13 protein-coding genes are annotated in these 15,685 nt (G+C 62.9%); 11 read left to right on the forward strand and 2 right to left on the reverse strand.

Features of this window, described 5'->3' with window-relative positions; all coding sequences use genetic code 11:
- From ACSSNI_RS05260 to ACSSNI_RS05310, 11 genes are read left to right on the forward strand one after another with little or no spacing between them, the layout of a single operon-like run.
- Positions 1-2,961, forward strand: a complete 2,961-nt coding sequence (locus ACSSNI_RS05260; RefSeq protein WP_200637067.1) for a TAT-variant-translocated molybdopterin oxidoreductase — start codon at positions 1-3, stop codon at positions 2,959-2,961.
- Positions 2,958-4,346 (forward strand): NrfD/PsrC family molybdoenzyme membrane anchor subunit, encoded by a 1,389-nt coding sequence (gene nrfD / locus ACSSNI_RS05265; protein ID WP_200637065.1) that lies wholly within the window; start codon positions 2,958-2,960, stop codon positions 4,344-4,346. Before ACSSNI_RS05260 ends, nrfD begins: the two co-directional genes overlap by 4 nt.
- On the forward strand, positions 4,339-4,866 hold the full coding sequence (locus ACSSNI_RS05270) for a quinol:electron acceptor oxidoreductase subunit ActD (protein ID WP_102835462.1): 528 nt from the start codon (positions 4,339-4,341) through the stop codon (positions 4,864-4,866). Before nrfD ends, ACSSNI_RS05270 begins: the two co-directional genes overlap by 8 nt.
- Positions 4,866-5,387 (forward strand): c-type cytochrome, encoded by a 522-nt coding sequence (locus tag ACSSNI_RS05275; protein ID WP_159968435.1) that lies wholly within the window; start codon positions 4,866-4,868, stop codon positions 5,385-5,387. The genes ACSSNI_RS05270 and ACSSNI_RS05275 overlap by 1 nt, the downstream gene beginning before the upstream one ends.
- A complete protein-coding gene (locus tag ACSSNI_RS05280) occupies positions 5,384-6,403 on the forward strand; it encodes a hypothetical protein (protein WP_159968434.1) in 1,020 nt (339 codons plus the stop codon). The genes ACSSNI_RS05275 and ACSSNI_RS05280 overlap by 4 nt, the downstream gene beginning before the upstream one ends.
- Complete coding sequence (locus ACSSNI_RS05285; RefSeq protein ID WP_200637063.1) at positions 6,400-6,831, forward strand: hypothetical protein; 432 nt, start codon at positions 6,400-6,402, stop codon at positions 6,829-6,831. Before ACSSNI_RS05280 ends, ACSSNI_RS05285 begins: the two co-directional genes overlap by 4 nt.
- Positions 6,831-7,643: an SCO family protein gene (locus tag ACSSNI_RS05290; protein ID WP_200637061.1), complete on the forward strand. Its 813-nt coding sequence runs from the start codon at positions 6,831-6,833 to the stop codon at positions 7,641-7,643. The genes ACSSNI_RS05285 and ACSSNI_RS05290 overlap by 1 nt, the downstream gene beginning before the upstream one ends.
- Positions 7,633-8,658 (forward strand): cytochrome c oxidase subunit II, encoded by a 1,026-nt coding sequence (coxB, locus tag ACSSNI_RS05295; protein WP_200637059.1) that lies wholly within the window; start codon positions 7,633-7,635, stop codon positions 8,656-8,658. The genes ACSSNI_RS05290 and coxB overlap by 11 nt, the downstream gene beginning before the upstream one ends.
- Positions 8,655-10,280 (forward strand): cytochrome c oxidase subunit I, encoded by a 1,626-nt coding sequence (locus tag ACSSNI_RS05300; protein WP_200637057.1) that lies wholly within the window; start codon positions 8,655-8,657, stop codon positions 10,278-10,280. The genes coxB and ACSSNI_RS05300 overlap by 4 nt, the downstream gene beginning before the upstream one ends.
- Complete coding sequence (locus ACSSNI_RS05305) at positions 10,267-10,914, forward strand: cytochrome c oxidase subunit 3 (protein ID WP_200637055.1); 648 nt, start codon at positions 10,267-10,269, stop codon at positions 10,912-10,914. The genes ACSSNI_RS05300 and ACSSNI_RS05305 overlap by 14 nt, the downstream gene beginning before the upstream one ends.
- Positions 10,911-11,174, forward strand: a complete 264-nt coding sequence (locus ACSSNI_RS05310; protein ID WP_200637053.1) for a hypothetical protein — start codon at positions 10,911-10,913, stop codon at positions 11,172-11,174. The genes ACSSNI_RS05305 and ACSSNI_RS05310 overlap by 4 nt, the downstream gene beginning before the upstream one ends.
- Before the next feature lie 22 nt (positions 11,175-11,196).
- Here ACSSNI_RS05310 and ACSSNI_RS05315 read toward each other — a convergent pair whose 3' ends face one another.
- Together ACSSNI_RS05315 and ACSSNI_RS05320 are read right to left on the reverse strand one after the other, a co-directional pair.
- Positions 11,197-14,274 (reverse strand): error-prone DNA polymerase, encoded by a 3,078-nt coding sequence (locus tag ACSSNI_RS05315; protein WP_200637051.1) that lies wholly within the window; start codon positions 14,272-14,274, stop codon positions 11,197-11,199.
- Positions 14,271-15,683: a Y-family DNA polymerase gene (locus ACSSNI_RS05320; RefSeq protein ID WP_200637165.1), complete on the reverse strand. Its 1,413-nt coding sequence runs from the start codon at positions 15,681-15,683 to the stop codon at positions 14,271-14,273. The genes ACSSNI_RS05315 and ACSSNI_RS05320 overlap by 4 nt, the downstream gene beginning before the upstream one ends.
- Between the last annotated feature and the right edge of the window lie 2 nt (positions 15,684-15,685).

Consider the following 15,685-nt stretch of genomic DNA (forward strand, 5'->3'; position numbering starts at 1 on the left):
ATGCAGATTCGAGACGAAACCGACCCACAGCACCCTGCGCCCCTCGACTGGACGGCAATTCGCGAGCGTCTGGAAGGCGAGCGCGGGGCAGGGTACTGGCGCAGCCTCGAACAGCTGGCAGACGAACCGGCGTTTGCCGAATTCGTCGAGGCGGAATTTCCGTCGATGGCGCCGCAGATGGACCGTCGACGCTTCCTGCAGGTGATGGGCGCCTCGATGGCCATGGCTGGACTCGCCGGCTGCAGTGAACCGGAAAAGGGCGTGCCTTATGTGGTGCAGCCGGAAAAGATCATTCCCGGCGAGGCGCAGTGGTATGCCACCACGGTGACCTTTGCCGGCTACGCCCAGCCGGTAGTGGGCCGCACCCATGTGGGTCGTCCAACCAAACTCGAGGGCAATCCGGATCACCCGCTCAGCCAGGGAGCCAGCACGGCGATCATTCAGGCAGCGATTCTCCAGCTGTACGACCCCGACCGCTCGCAGGCACCACGTTTCAAAGGCGTGGATACCACCTGGGACAGCTTTCAGCTCGATGCCAGCCGCCTGGCTGAACGGCTTGATCAACAGCGTGGTCGCGGGCTGCACCTGTTGTTTGGCGCCAGCAGCTCACCGACGTTGCGCCGTCAGCTAGAAGAATTGCTGCAGCGCTGGCCCGAGGCTCAGCTGTATAGACACGAACCTTTCGAGGGCGATCACTACCTGGCTGCCGAGCGCGCCTTCGGCCGTGCCGTCGAGACGCACTACCGCTTCGAGGCCGCCGAATGGGTGGTGAGTTTCGAACATGACTGGCTCGGCGCCGGGCCTCGCGAACTGCCGCATGCGCTCGGCTGGGGCGAGCGCAAGCGGCGAGCAGCGAAGGGCGACGGCGATGCACGTTTGCTGGTCGTCGAATCAGTGCCGACGCTGACCGGGGCGAAGGCCAGCGAGCGCCAGCGAATCGAGCCGGAGACGTTGCAAGCCTGTTTGCAGGCGTTGGCCGCCGCGCTGGGTGAGGGCGAAGGTCCGAAGCAACCGCTGCCGGCCGAGCGTCAGCGCTGGATCGAGGCGGTTGCCCGCGAACTGAAAGCCCGCGCCGGACGCTGCCTGATCACTGCTGGTGAGCGCACACCGCTGGCGGTCCAGGCGGCTGTGCACCGGCTCAATCAGCGGCTGGGTAATGTCGGAAACACGCTGACCTATAGCGAGCCGGTGGTCTGGCTCGAAGCGGCGGGGCAGCGTCTGGGCGATCTTCCGCAACTGGTCGAGGCGATTCGCGACGACCAGGTCGAAGCGCTGCTGATGCTCGAATGTAATCCCGTGGACACCGCACCGGCGGATCTGGAACTGGAAGCAGTGCTTGATCAGGTTCCGCTGCGCATTCATGCCGGGCTCTACTACGACGAGACGGCTGCCCACTGCCACTGGCATCTGCCGTTGACCCACAACCTCGACGGTTGGAACGACGCCCGCGCCGCCGATGGTAGTGTCTGTCTTGGCCAGCCGTTGGTGCGCACCTTCTACAGCAGCCGCACGCTTTCTGAGGTATTGGCGCTGTTGCAGGGGGACCTCACCCCCGATGGTCGCGCCGAACTGCGTAAGACCTGGCAGGCGCTCGATGAAAACGCCTGGCGGCAGGCGCTGGAACTGGGCTTTATCGCTGGCACCGCGCTACCTCCGTTGACCATCGAGGCGGCGCCCGTCACCTGGGAAGCAGAGCCCGCTCCGGTGGAAGGGCTGACTCTGAGCTTTCTGCCGGACCCCAGCGTATGGGATGGACGCCTGGCAAACCTCGGCTGGCTGCAGGAGCTGCCCAAGCCGATCACCAAACTCACCTGGGACAACGTCATCGGCGTGGCGCCGAAGCTGGCCGAAGCCTATGGGCTGGCGAACGGTGACATGGTGCGCGTCACGCTAGAACGCCGCGTGGTGATTGGCCCGGTTTGGATCATGCCTGGCCACGCCGAGCACACCCTCAGCCTTTATGCCGGTTATGGCCGCACCCGTGCCGGGCGCGTGGCGGATCGTCTGGGCTATGACCTGGCGCCGTTGCGCACAGCTGTTGATCCCTGGCTGCGTCGCGGCGCCATGCTGGAGAAGACCGGTGAGTTCATGCCGCTGGCCACCACCCAGTCGCATCACGTGCTGCATGGCAAAGAAGCCATCAAGAGCGAGCCGCGCGATGAGGCCTATCGCAAGGTGGCGACAGAGCCGCTGTACCTCTTTGAGCAAGCGAAGACGCTCTACCCGCCGACGCATCCGAAAGAGCCGGTGTGGGGCATGACCATCGACCTGGATCAGTGCATCGGATGCAACGCCTGTGTCGTTGCCTGCCAGGCCGAGAACAATATTCCCGTAGTTGGCAAAGAGCAGGTCGCCGTGGGCCGCAACATGCACTGGCTGCGGGTTGACCACTATTACAAGGGCGACCCTGACGAGCCCGAGTCGTCGGCGTTCCAGCCGGTGCCCTGCATGCAGTGCGAACAGGCGCCGTGCGAGGTCGGGTGCCCGGTCAACGCCACGGTGCACGGGCCGGACGGTCTCAATGAGCAGATCTACAACCGCTGCATCGGCACCCGCACGTGCGCGTCCTACTGCCCGTACAAGGTGCGACGCTTCAACTGGTTCGACTGGACAGGCGACGATGAGCCCTCGATCCAGCATCAGCGCAATCCCAACGTCACGGTGCGCTCGCGCGGTGTGATGGAAAAGTGCACCTACTGCATTCAGCGCATCAGCGAAGCGCGCATCGCTGCGCGTATTGACGATCGTCCGGTGGCCGACGGCGAGGTGCAGACCGCCTGCCAGCAGAGCTGCCCGACCCAGGCCATCGTGTTCGGTGATCTGTCCGATCCCGGCGCTCGCGTGCGCCAAGGGCGCGACACCAAGCGTCATTACTCACTACTGGAAGAGCTGGGCACGCGACCGAAGACGACTTATCTGGGTCTGGTCGATCTGCCCAAGATCGTCGAGGACGAGTCGTGAGCGGCGCTGGTGTGGGTTCCGGGTACACAGGTGCCGATACGCCGCACTTCCTGCCCGGGCAGATGCCGCTCGGTGAAGTTTCGGACCGGGTGCTGACCGTCCCGGTCGACTTTGCTCGTTATCGCCGCGCCTGGTGGGCGCTGTTCATCTTCAGCTGCCTGCTGCTGGGGCTGTTCGTCGCCTCGGCGGTCGTGGTGGTCTGGAAAGGTGTCGGCGTGTTCGGCAACAACGATCCGGTGTTTTGGGGGTTTCCCATCCTCAACTACATGTGGTGGCTGGGCATCGGTCATGCCGGAACCTTCATTTCGGCGATGTTGCTGCTGCTCAATCGGCCGTGGCGCAACTCGCTCAATCGCATGGCCGAGCTGATGACGCTGATGGCGGTGGTCTGCGCAGGCATCTACCCGATCCTGCACCTGGGGCGGCCCTGGCTGTTCTACTGGAGCGCCCCATACCCGAACACCATGGAGCTGTGGCCGCAGTTCAAGAGCCCGACGTCGTGGGACTTCTTTGCCGTGCTTGGCTACCTGTTCGTGTCGTTAATGTTCATCTACATCGGCGCGATACCGGATTTCGCCTCGGCGCGCGATCACGCCCGCAAACGGCGCTACAAGATTTTCTACGGTCTGCTGGCACTCGGCTGGCGCGGTGCTTCTTCGCACTGGGCGCACTGGCGGCGGGCCTACCGTTTCATTGCACTGCTGGCGATTCCGCTGGTGTTTGCGGTGTCCAGCGGCTACTCGTTCCTGCTCGATCTGTCACCGGAAACCGGCTGGCACTCGACGGTGTTTCCTCCGTATTTCGTCGCTGGCGCAATCTTCTCCGGCTTTGCCCTGGTGATCATCATTGCGCTGGGGCTGCGCCGTTTCTTCGGTTGGCAGTTGCTGATCACGGTCAGGCATCTGGACGTGCTCGGCGTATTGCTGCTTGCAAGCGGCTGGATGACTGCCTACGGCTATTTTGCCGACACTTTCATCGCCTTCTATTCGGGCAAGGAACACGAGATCACCATGGCCATGGCGCGTCTGACCGGGCCGATGGCCTGGAGCTGGTGGACGGCGATCTTCTTCAATCTAGTCTGCCTGCAAGCGCTCTGGTGGCCGCAAGTGCGGCGCAATGGCAAGGCGTTGCTGGCGATTGCAGTCGGCGTCCTGATTGGCATGTGGTGCGAGCGCTGGATGCTGATCATCGTGCCGGCCACCCGTGATTACCTCACAGCCACCTGGCAGGGCTACAGCCCGACGTTCTGGGACTGGTCCTTGTTCATCGGTACCTTCGGGCTGTTCCTTGTGCCGTTCAGTTTGTTCATGCGGCTGCTGCCGATGGTCTCCACCTTTGAAGTCAAAGAGGCGCTGCACCGCTATCGGGGAGAGGCCGATGACTGAGCGCTGCTACGGATTTCTGGCTGACTTCACCCAGCCCGAGCCGCTGATCGAGGCGGCCCGCGCCGCGCGCGAGGCTGGCTACACGCGGATGGAGGCGTACAGCCCGTTCATGCTGCCGGAGCTGGAGCCGGTGCTCGGCCAGCGCAACAATCGCGCCTACTGGGCCGGGATCCTCGGTGCGCTGATCGGCGGCGGGCTGGGATTGGGCATGCAGATATACGCCAATCTCAGTTACCCACTGGATATCGGCGGCCGGCCGCTGATCGCTTTGCAGGGCTTCGCCGTCATCACCTTTCTACTGACCATCACCGGCGGCGCGCTGGGTGCGCTGTTCGGTCTGCTGTTTCTTTGCCGGTTGCCGCTGCTGCACCACCCGCTGTTCGAAATGGAAGCCTTCAAACGCGCCACGGACGATCGCTTCCTGCTCTGTATTCGGGCGGACGATCCGCTGTTCAGCGAGACCGAGACAGCGCTATGGCTGGCGGAACGGGCGGTGTCGGTCAGCAAGGTGCCTGCCTGATGCCTTGGCTTTTCGTTTTCATCCTGTTGCTCAGCGGCTGCGATCAGATGGCGCAGCAGCCACGTGCCGACGCGCAGGAGGCCTCCCTGTTCTTCCCGGACGGCAAGGTGAACCAGGCGCCGCCGGTAGGCACGGTGGCGCGCGGCGAGTTGGCATGGGGGGCGGTCCTGGCCGAGCGTCCGCCGCTGACTGAAGCGCTGCTGGCGCGTGGTGAGGAGCGCTATCGCATCAATTGCGTGCCTTGTCATGGCTTGGCCGGTGATGGCCTGGGCGCGGTGGTCGAGCGGGGCTTTCCGCAACCGCCAGACTTCGCCGAGCCGCGTCTGATTCAGGCCGCGGATCGCCACTTTATCCGGGTAATCGCCGAAGGTTATGGGGTGATGTACAGCTATGCCGCGCGCGTGAAACCGGCTGATCGTTGGGCCATCGTTGCGCATATACGCGCCTTGCAGTTGGCGCGGGCGGCCAAGGTCGGGACGCTGCCGGAGCTGGATCGCCGCGCGCTGGAGGCATTGCCATGAGCGCGGTGAGTTTCAAGGGCGCCAAGGGTGCACGCAGCATTGCCTGGGTGGCGTTGACCATCGGCGTGGTTGGGCTCGGCATCGGCCTGCTGCTGGCGCCGCGCGACACCCTGGCCGCCTGTGTGGCCAGCCTGCTGGGGCTTGCCGGGATTCCGCTGGGCGCATTGGCTTTGGGGCTTGCACTGGCGCCGGTCAGCGGCAGCGTTCGCGATCAGCTATGGCCCTGGACGCTGGTTGCCAGCCGGGCCATGCCGGGGTTGGCAATACTGGTGCTGCCCGGGCTGCTTGGCGCCGGGTTTATCTACGAGTGGATGCACCAGTACAACGATGGCTTCCGCGGATTGTGGCTCTGGTGGCCCAGTTTCGTCGTGCGCGGTTTGCTCTATGTCGTCCTGTGGTGGGCGCTGGCGCGCTGGCTGCTACCGACCACGCTGCACAACCCTGCTGGGGCCGGTCTGGGCCTGATCGCGGTGGTGCTGAGCGTGTCGCTGGCGGCCTTCGACTGGGCTCAATCGATGGACCCGCACTTCGCGTCCAGCATATTCGGGCTGTTGTGGCTGGGCCGGCTGATGCTGTCCGGGATCACTGCCTGCATTCTGTTCAGCCTGTTCGCCGGTGCCTCCCACACGGGTGTTTTGCGCGGCTTGCTGTCGGCTGCGGCGTTAGCCTGGATCTATCTGCACTTCATGCAGTATCTGATTGTCTGGTACGGCAACCTGCCCGAAGAGGTTCGCTGGTACGAGATCCGCGCCCGCGAATGGCCATTGTTGACCTGGTTGGTGGCGCTGCAGAGCCTGGTATTCGTCGCGACCTGGTGGCCGTTTTCAGCGCGCCGGGTGCCACTGGCGGTGCTCGCCGGTGGCACGCTGCTGCTGGGGCTGGCCGAAGGCGCCTGGCTGAGCCTGGCGAGCCTGTCTGGTTTGAATGCGCTGGCGAGCGGCTTGGCGATGTTGGCCGCTGCCGCCGCTGGTGGCGGACTGATCGCGCTGCTGGTTCTACCGAGGAGGTCCGCATGAGCGTTCCGGTCGACCCGCGCTCGAAAGACGATGGCTTCGAACATCACGACGCCAATGTCAAAGGCCTGTTGGCGGTTGGCTTCGGCTTGCTGGCTACGCTGGCAGTGTCACTTACTGCCGTTGCTGTGCTGATTAGCTACTACGAGTCGACGCCCGAGCCCCCGGTGACGGCGCTCGAACGCGACAGAATTATCCCGCCGGCGCCGCGTCTGGAAACCAGTAGCCGTGGCAACGGCCAGCAGGTGATCCGCGAGGCCGAGCAGCGCCTGAGCCGCTATGGCTGGATCGACCGCGATGCTGGCACTGCGAGCATCCCGCTCCAGCGGGCACGCATCCTGTTGCTCGAGCGCGGCTGGCCGGCGCCGGTGGAGGCCGGTGGCGGGCGGGACGTACGCCTGCAACAGACCAAACAGAGGGCGCAACCCTGATGAGCCGTCTGTTGCTGATCCTCGCCGCTGCCTTGTCCTTGGTGCTGACATTCTCTGCGCGAGCCGCCGAGCCATTTGATCCCTTCGCTGCCGCCGGCATCGACCCGCAGCCCGGTGCACAGGTGCCACTGGATACGCGCTTCACCGATGACAGCGGCAAGTCGGTCACGCTTGCCGAATTGCTCGATGGTCGGCCCGCGGTGCTGGTGCCGGTGTATTTCCGCTGCCCCAACGTGTGCGGGTCGCAACTGGCGAGCCTGTTCAACCTGCTCGGCGCGGTGCCCTTCGAACTGGGCAAGGATTACGTGGTGATCGCCTATAGCTTCAACCCGCACGAGACACCAGCCGATGCCCGCGCTGAACGCGACAAGCTCGAAAGGCGTTGGCCAGAGTTGGCGGGTTCTCAATCGGTTCATCTGCTCACCGGACAGGAGTCGGCCAGCCGCCGTGTCAGCGACGCGCTGGGCTTTCATTACCGCTGGGATGCGGAAATTCAGGAATACGCGCACGCCTCCGCGGTCGCCACGCTGAGCCCGTCCGGCAAGCTGGTGCAGTGGCTGTATGGGCTCGGCTATCAGCCCAGCGATCTGCGGCTGGCCCTGACTGATGCTGGCGAAGGGCGGGTCGGCGATTTCAGTGATCAGCTACTGCTGCTCTGTTACCACTACAACCCGCGCACCGGCGGGTACGACAACTGGGTCATCGGTGCGCTGCAGGTGGGCGGCACCGGCACGGCGCTGGCATTGCTCGGTTTCATCGGGCTGTCGCTGTGGCGCGAGCGACGTAAGCGGGAGGGCGGCGATGAACGATGATTTTCTGCGCCTGTGGCCGCAAACCGCTTCAGATCATGCGGGCAGCATCGACTGGCTGATCTGGTCATTCACCGGAATGATGACGATCTTCGTCGTGCCGGTGTTCGTGCTCACGATTCTTTTCGCAATACGCTACCGCAAGGGCACCAAGGTCCGACGCGACCATCGCCCGCGCGGCAGCATGAAGGTCGAAATGACCTGGATCGTACTGCCCTTCATTGGCTCGATGATCATCTATCTGGTCTCGGCAAAGCTGTATTACGAAGTGCGCACGCCGCCGGTGGATGCCATGGAGATTCAGGTGGTGGCCAAGCAATGGATGTGGAAATTCCAGCATCCCGGTGGTCAACGCGAGATCAATACCTTGCACGTGCCGGTTGGGCGCCCGGTGCGGCTGAACATGATCTCCCAGGACGTGATTCACAGCCTTTACTTTCCGGCCCTGCGCATCAAGCAGGACCTGTTGCCGGGGCGTTACACGCAGCTTTGGTTCAACGCTACCGAAGCGGGTCGCTACGAGGTGTTCTGTGCCGAGTACTGCGGCACCGATCATTCGAAGATGCTTGCCACGCTGATTGTGCAACCGCCACAGGAGTACGCGCGCTGGCTGTCACAGGCCGGTGCCAGCGAGTCCCTGGCCGAGCAGGGTGAGGTGCTGTTTCGCCAGTTCGGTTGCAGTGGTTGTCATGGCCCGGCCGCCGTGGCCAAAGCGCCGAAGCTGGAGGGGCTCTATGGCCGTCGGGTGGCGTTGGAGGACGGCAGCTTTGTCGTGGCCGACCAGGCCTACATTCGCGACAGCATTCTGCTGCCGCACAAGCAGATTGTGGCTGGCTACGAATCGATCATGCCGAGCTTCGCCAACGTGATCGATGAGGAGGGCGTGCTGCGCCTGACCGCCTATATCCAGTCGCTTGGCAAAGTAGGCCACGCCCCCGGCACGATTGATGAGCGCGGGCAAGGCGAGCCGCATGCCGACAGCCCCCGCAGCCCGACGCCAGAGGAGACACTACCTTGACTCAGAAGAACCCGGCCGCCGACCGCTCGCCCAGTTACCTCGCCGACGAGCACGGGCTACGCACCTGGCTGCTGACCACGGACCACAAGCGCATCGCAATCCTCTACCTGATCGGTGTAACGGTCTTCTTCTTTCTCGGCAGCCTGGCTGCCGGCCTGGTGCGCATCGAGCTGGTCACCCCCGAGGGCGATCTGTTGAGCCCGGACGGCTACAACCGCACCTTCACGCTGCACGGTGTGGTCATGGTGTGGTTCTTCCTGATTCCCTCGATCCCGGCGGTGTTTGGCAACTTCCTCATCCCGATCATGATTGGTGCCAAGGAGATGGCCTTTCCCAAGCTGAATCTGTTCAGTTGGTATCTGCTGGTGGGCGGCGGCCTCTTCACGCTGTATTCGCTGCTGGCTGGCGGTGTGGATACCGGCTGGACCTTCTACACGCCGCTGTCGACGATGTTCAGTAACGGCCATGTGGTGGCGGTGATTCTCGGGGTGTTCATCGTCGGCTTCTCGTCGATCCTGACGGGGCTGAACATCATCGTCACCATTCATACGCTACGTGCGCCGGGCATGACCTGGTTCCGGATGCCGCTGTTCTGTTGGTCGCTGTATGCCACCTCGGTGATCTTGGTGCTGGCCACGCCGGTGCTGGCCATCACACTGCTGCTGGTGGCGGCGGAGTACCTGTTCGGTATTGGCGTGTTCGACCCTAACCTGGGCGGCGACCCGTTGCTGTTTCAGCACCTGTTCTGGTTCTACAGCCATCCGGCGGTATACATCATGATCCTGCCGGCGATGGGCGTGATGAGCGAACTGATTACCGCGGCGTCGCACAAGCGCATTTTTGGCTACTCATTTGTCGCCTATTCAAGCCTGGCTATCGCGGTGATCGGCTTCATGGTCTGGGGTCACCACATGTTCGTGGCGGGGCAGTCGATGTACGCCAGCATGGTCTTCTCGTTGCTGAGCTTTCTGGTGGCAATCCCTTCGGCGATCAAGGTCTACAACTGGACCGCGACACTCTACAAAAGCAATTTGACCATCGACGCGCACTTTCTCTATGCACTGACCTTTATCGGCCTGTTCGTCATTGGCGGGGTAACTGGGTTGTTCCTCGCGCTGCTGGCCGCGGACGTGCACGTGCACGACACCTATTTCGTGGTCGCGCATTTCCACTACATCATGGTCGGCGCGGCGGTGGCCGGGTTCTTTGGCGCGCTGCACTTCTGGTGGCCGAAGATGACCGGGCGGATGTACTCGCAGCTGTGGGGCAAGATCGCGGCGGTGATGATCTTCTGCGGTTTCAATCTGACATTTTTCCCACAGTTCCTGCTCGGCTATCTGGGCATGCCACGGCGCTACCACAGTTATCCGGAGGACTTTCAGTTCCTTCATGTGCTGTCGTCCGCTGGCGCAGGGGTACTGGCGGTGGGTTACGTCATGCCGTTCTGCTATCTGCTCTGGTCTTTGCGTTACGGCCCGTTGGCTGATGACGACCCATGGGATGCGGCGGGGCTGGAATGGCGCACCTCGTCGCCACCGCCCCAGTACAACTTTGTCGAGACGCCGATCGTTGACTTCGAGGCCTACGATTACCCCCCAGAGGCGACCCATGGCCGATCCTGACGGGTATCTGACCGAGCCTTACCAGACCGCAGCCCAGCAGCGAGAAGCGAGTTTTCTGGGCATGTGGTTGTTTCTCGCCACTGAAATCATGATGTTTGGCGTGCTGTTGCTGGTCATCTACTACTACCGACTGCAGCACCCCGAGGCAGTGGGCGAGGCGGTGCAGCACCTGCATTCGATTCTGGCGGGATTCAACAGCGCGCTGTTGCTCACCGGTAGCCTGTGCATGAGCCTGATGGTGCAGGCTTCGCGCTTGGGTAACTACCGTCGGGTGCAGCAGTGGCTCTTGCTCAGCGCCTTCTTCGGCCTGGCGTTCCTGGGGGTGAAATTCTTTGAGTACGGCTGGGAATACCACGAAGGGCTGTTACCCGGCATAGGCCCCGAGTCGCCGCTGGGGGATCCCGCCGCGCGGCTGTTCATGAACATCTATTTCTTCGCCACCGCGCTGCATGCGGTGCACCTGACCATTGCAGTGGTAATTGTGCTGGGCATGGTGGGGCGCATTCACTTCGCCCATATGAAACTGCCGGAGCGGGCGATCACACTGGAAATGGTCGGCCTGTACTGGCATCTGGTCGATGTGATCTGGATCTTCTTGTATCCCTCGCTTTATCTGGTCGGGAGGGCAGCATGAAGGCAGGCAAGCTGGTGCTGATCTATGTCGGGCTGCTGGCGCTACTGGCGATCAGCGCCACGATAGCCATTCAATTCCCACAGTGGGCGATGCTCGCGCTTGTGTGTGCAGCCGGGCAGGCCATGCTGGTGCTGTTCGGCCTGGCCCAGCTCGGCACCCATTCGCCGCTGGTGCGCTTTTTCGCACTGGGCGCGGGCTTCTGGCTGGTGTTCCTGTTCGCCCTTTCGATAGCCGATCTAATGACGCGCGGAGTGAATTGATTGCTGTGTGGCTGGTGTTGGGTCACTGAAAGTCCCGGCTGCGCACATCGAGGCCGGTGAGCATTGGGGTGAGATCGCTGAGACGCCCGGCGATGACGTGGCGTACACCGTTTGCCGATTCCAGATGCCCATCGATTCGAAGCATCTGCGACTGTATCAACACGCGCCGTTGCCGCTCGGCCAGGTCGTGCCAGACCACCACGTTGATCATGCCGAACTCGTCTTCCAGAGTGACGAAGATGACCCCGCTGGCGGTCTGTGGGCGCTGGCGCCCGATGACCAGCCCGGCGACGCTGACCAGGCGACCATGTTCCACTTCAGACAACTCTCGCGAACTGCGGCAGCGCCGGCTGCGGAGTTGCTCACGCAACAAGGCCAGCGGGTGCGGGCCAAGCGTGGTGCCAAGGGTGGCGTAATCGGTCATCAGCTCTTCCCCGACAGAGGGTACCGGCAGTGGCACTGGCGCTTCCTGCTTCGCGACCTGTTCAGCGAACAGCGGCAGTTGGGGCTCGAAGCCGGCCACGGCCCAGCGAGCCTGGTGCCGATGCCCGACAAGTCCTTTCAGCGCCCCGGCGTCAGCCAGCTGTTCACGCGCACGTGCATCCAATCGGGCTCGCAAGCAAAGGTCGTCGATACCGGTGAAGGCTTGCTGCTCACGAGCCGTTTCGATGCGCTTCGCATCCTCCTGACGAAAGCCGCGTACCAGGCGCAGCCCCAGACGGATTGCTGGTTGCTCGAACTCGGTCGGCTCGAGACTGCAATCCCAGCCGCTGTGGCGAACATCCAACGCCCGAATTTCGAGGCCGTGACGGCGAGCGTCCTGCAGAATCTGATCGGGATTGTAAAAGCCCATCGGCCAGCTGTTGATCAAGGCACAGGCGAAGGCGGCTGGCTCATGACATTTCAGCCAGCAGCTGGCATAGGTGAGCAGGGCGAAGCTGGCCGCATGCGACTCGGGAAAGCCGTAACTGCTGAAGCCTTTGATCTGTTCGAAGATCCGTGCAACGAATTCTGCGCTGTAGCCACGGGCGAGCATGCGTTCGCTCAATCTCACGCGGTGCGGCTCGAGACTGCCGTGCCGCTTCCAGGCGGCCATGGCGCGGCGCAGCCTGTCGGCTTCATCGGCGGTGTATTGGGCGGCGACGATTGCCAGTTCCATCACCTGCTCCTGAAACAGTGGCACGCCAAGGGTGCGCTCGAACACCGGCTTCAATTCTTCGGAGGGATACTCAACAGGCTCTTCGTTATTGCGTCGGCGTAGGTAGGGGTGAACCATGTCGCCCTGAATCGGCCCGGGCCGCACAATGGCCACCTGAATCACCAGATCGTAGAAAGTTCTGGGACGAAGCCGCGGCAGCATGGCCATTTGTGCGCGCGATTCGATCTGGAAAACGCCCACCGTGTCGGCGCGGCTGATCATTTCGTAGGTCGGTCGATCTTCCTTGGGCAGTGTGGCAATGGTCCACTGCGTGCCGCGATAGCGAGCTATCAGATCGAAACAACGGCGCAGCGCACTGAGCATGCCGAGCGCGAGCACATCGACTTTGAGCAGGCCGACCACGTCGAGATCGTCCTTGTCCCACTGGATCACGGTACGGTCGGCCATGCTGGCATTTTCGACCGGCACCAGGGTATCCAACGGATACTCGGAAATGACGAAGCCGCCCGGATGCTGTGAAAGGTGACGAGGAAAGCCGATCAATTCACTGGTCAGCACCAGAACCCGACGCAACACTGGACTGCTGGGATCGAAGCCGGCTTCCTGTAGCCGGGCGTCATCGGGTATGTGCTCACTCCAGCGCCCGCAGCACTCGGCCAGAGCATTGATCTGATCAGGCGGCAAACCAAGCGCCTTGGCAACGTCACGCAGTGCGCCAGTGGCGCGGTAGGAACTCGCCACCGCAGTCAGAGCGGCGCGATTGCGGCCGTAGCGGCGAAACACATACTGGATCACTTCCTCACGGCGCTCGTGCTCGAAGTCGACGTCAATGTCCGGTGGCTCATTGCGTTCGCGCGAGAGGAAACGCTCGAACAGAAGCCGGCTATGCGTGGGGTCGAGTTCGGTGATGCCCAGTACGAAACACACCGTCGAGTTGGCTGCCGAACCGCGACCCTGACACAGAATGTGACGTTCGCGGGCGAAGCGGACGATGTCGTGGACGGTGAGAAAGTAACTCTCGTAGTGCAGCTCGGTGATCAGCTGCAATTCATGTTCGACCAGCGCACGTGATTTATCCGTCACGCCTGCCGGCCAGCGCCATCTCATTCCTTCTTCGACCAGTTTGCGCAGCCATGAACTGGCATCGTGACCGTTGGGCACCAGCTCGTGTGGGTACTGATACCTGAGCTCGTTGAGGCTGAACTGGCAGCGCTCGGCGATACACAGCGTCTCGGCAAGCAACTCGGCCGGATACAGTTGCGCCAATTCCTCGCGCCGGCGCAGATGGCGTTCGCCGTTGGGAAACAGATAGCGCCCGGCCTCGGCTACTGGCAGGTGATGTCGAATCGCAGTCATGCAATCCTGCAGGGCACGACGGCCGCGGGCATGCATATGCACATCGCTACAGGCCACCACGGGTATGCCCACGCGCCTGGCCATTGCCTGCAAATGCTGCTGGTGCATTGCATCGTCAGGTCCGCGATGCAGTTCGATACCCAGCCAGAGGCGTCCCGCAAAGCGCTCGAGCAGCCAGAGACCTTCAGCGTCAGCATCGGGTTGCCGGGTAAGCCAGATGGCCAAAAGTCCATCCAAGGGCTCGTTCAGGTCATCGCCCAGCAGCTGGTATTGACCTTTCTCGGCGCGACGTCTGGCGCAGGTAATCAGCCGGCACAAGCGCTGATACCCAATCAGGTTTTCGACCAGCAGGAGCAGCTTCGGGCCGTTTTCGATCTGCATCTCACTGCCGACAATCAGCGGCAGGCCTGTTTCCTTTGACGCCTGCCAGGCACGGACGATGCCCGCTAGCGTGCATTCGTCGGTAATCGCCAGGGCTTGATAGCCTTGGAGTGCAGCGCGTTCGAACAACTCTTTGGCGCTGGAGGCGCCCCGTTGAAAGCTGAAGTTCGAGAGACAGTGCAGCTCCGCGTAATCGGGTGTCATCCGAACCAGCCGTGCAGCATCAGCGGCCCTCCCGTGACTGAGCGAAAGGCCCATCCGCGTTGGCCCGCCCGGGTTTCCACCAGATAGTAGTCGCGGCGCACGTCGCCTCCGTCCCACCAACCCGATTCGATACGCTCAGGGCCCGATAGAACGCGCAATGACGCTTCGTGGAGCGGCTTCGACTCCGACAGCAGCCAGCCGGGGCGGGGTGCCGCGAACGATGGCGTTTCCTGGTGGGTCGCTGACTCTGGTCGCCAGGCGCATTCGGGGCGATGGTCGGCGCGAGCAGCAAGTCCCTGTACGGCGTCGTCACCCAGTCGGGCTCGCAACCGCTCTCGCAACTGTTCCCATGGCAATGACTGCTGCGGTCGCTCTTCGAAGAGTTCGCGATGCTCGGGTACGAATGTCGGCAACTGGTCTGCAATCAACCGTATTGCCAGCACCGGGGCTGGGAGTTGCAGGTGATCCAGGCGACCGCGGGTCAGCTCGAACAGCATGGCCGGGTCTCGCTCCGTGCCGAGCAGACCGACCGGTAACAGGCTTTCGGGCAGGCTGCGGTGCTCCAGGTGCAAGGTGAAGCGTTGCACCCCGCTGTCGCGGCCTGCCAAATAGGCGGCGAGATCGGCGGTCAGGCGGCGCAGCGGGAACAGCAGCGCCTGATGCGACTCGACCTCGAAGTTCAGCTCGATCCGCGCAGCGAATCGATCAGGCGGACGATAGAAACTCAGACCCAGCGGGCGGTGCTCCAGCAGGGTATCGAGGTGTCTCAGCGCGTCAGCCGGAAAACGCTTCGCCAGTCCGTTTCGAGGCAGTGCCAGCAGTTGCTTGAAGGTGCGCAGACCCATTCGCGCCAGAGCATTCGAGACATCACGTGGCAAGCCGAGGCGATCTACAGGCAGGTCAGCCAGTACCTGATGCAGCTCAGGTGTATCCGTTACCGCCAAGCCGTCGTGCACGTTGGCCAGTACCCGCGCAGCTGCCGGGTTGGGTGCCAGGGTGATGCGATGCCCAAAGCCCAGCGCGCTCAGCTCCGTGCGCAAGCGTGCTTCCAGACGAGGCCAGGGGCCGAACAGGCCAAGACTGGACTGCACTTCCATGAGCAGGCAGCGCGGGTAGTGCAGGCTGACCTGTGAACTGAAGCCGTAGGCCCAAGCGGCGAGGAATTGCTGCCAACGTTCGATCGAAGCCAGGTCATACTCGGCCGTCTCGAATTCCCGGGTCAGCGCTTGGGCGGCTATCAACGATTGCCCTGCCTTTAGCCCTAGTGATCGTGCCGCTGGGTTGACTGCTTGTAGCACGCGGCGCTGTGGCGTACCGCTCAGTAGTGCCAGTGGCGCGTCGGCATCGGTACGGCTACGCAGCACACCGTCCATGGCCAGTTGCGGCAGCAGAATGCAAGCCCAGAGCATCA

It is taken from the genome of Stutzerimonas tianxiuensis, assembly GCF_053470365.1.

What these genes read in the sequence shown, in the direction of transcription:
- ACSSNI_RS05260 (WP_200637067.1), top strand. Translation starts at nt 1, where the DNA reads ATGCAGATTCGAGACGAAACCGACCCACAGCACCCTGCGCCCCTCGAC.
- ACSSNI_RS05270 (WP_102835462.1), top strand. Translation starts at nt 4,339, where the DNA reads ATGACTGAGCGCTGCTACGGATTTCTGGCTGACTTCACCCAGCCCGAG.
- ACSSNI_RS05275 (WP_159968435.1), top strand. Translation starts at nt 4,866, where the DNA reads ATGCCTTGGCTTTTCGTTTTCATCCTGTTGCTCAGCGGCTGCGATCAG.
- ACSSNI_RS05280 (WP_159968434.1), top strand. Translation starts at nt 5,384, where the DNA reads ATGAGCGCGGTGAGTTTCAAGGGCGCCAAGGGTGCACGCAGCATTGCC.
- ACSSNI_RS05285 (WP_200637063.1), top strand. Translation starts at nt 6,400, where the DNA reads ATGAGCGTTCCGGTCGACCCGCGCTCGAAAGACGATGGCTTCGAACAT.
- ACSSNI_RS05290 (WP_200637061.1), top strand. Translation starts at nt 6,831, where the DNA reads ATGAGCCGTCTGTTGCTGATCCTCGCCGCTGCCTTGTCCTTGGTGCTG.
- coxB (WP_200637059.1), top strand. Translation starts at nt 7,633, where the DNA reads ATGAACGATGATTTTCTGCGCCTGTGGCCGCAAACCGCTTCAGATCAT.
- ACSSNI_RS05305 (WP_200637055.1), top strand. Translation starts at nt 10,267, where the DNA reads ATGGCCGATCCTGACGGGTATCTGACCGAGCCTTACCAGACCGCAGCC.
- ACSSNI_RS05310 (WP_200637053.1), top strand. Translation starts at nt 10,911, where the DNA reads ATGAAGGCAGGCAAGCTGGTGCTGATCTATGTCGGGCTGCTGGCGCTA.
- ACSSNI_RS05315 (WP_200637051.1), bottom strand. Translation starts at nt 14,274, where the DNA reads ATGACACCCGATTACGCGGAGCTGCACTGTCTCTCGAACTTCAGCTTT.
- ACSSNI_RS05320 (WP_200637165.1), bottom strand. Translation starts at nt 15,683, where the DNA reads ATGCTCTGGGCTTGCATTCTGCTGCCGCAACTGGCCATGGACGGTGTG.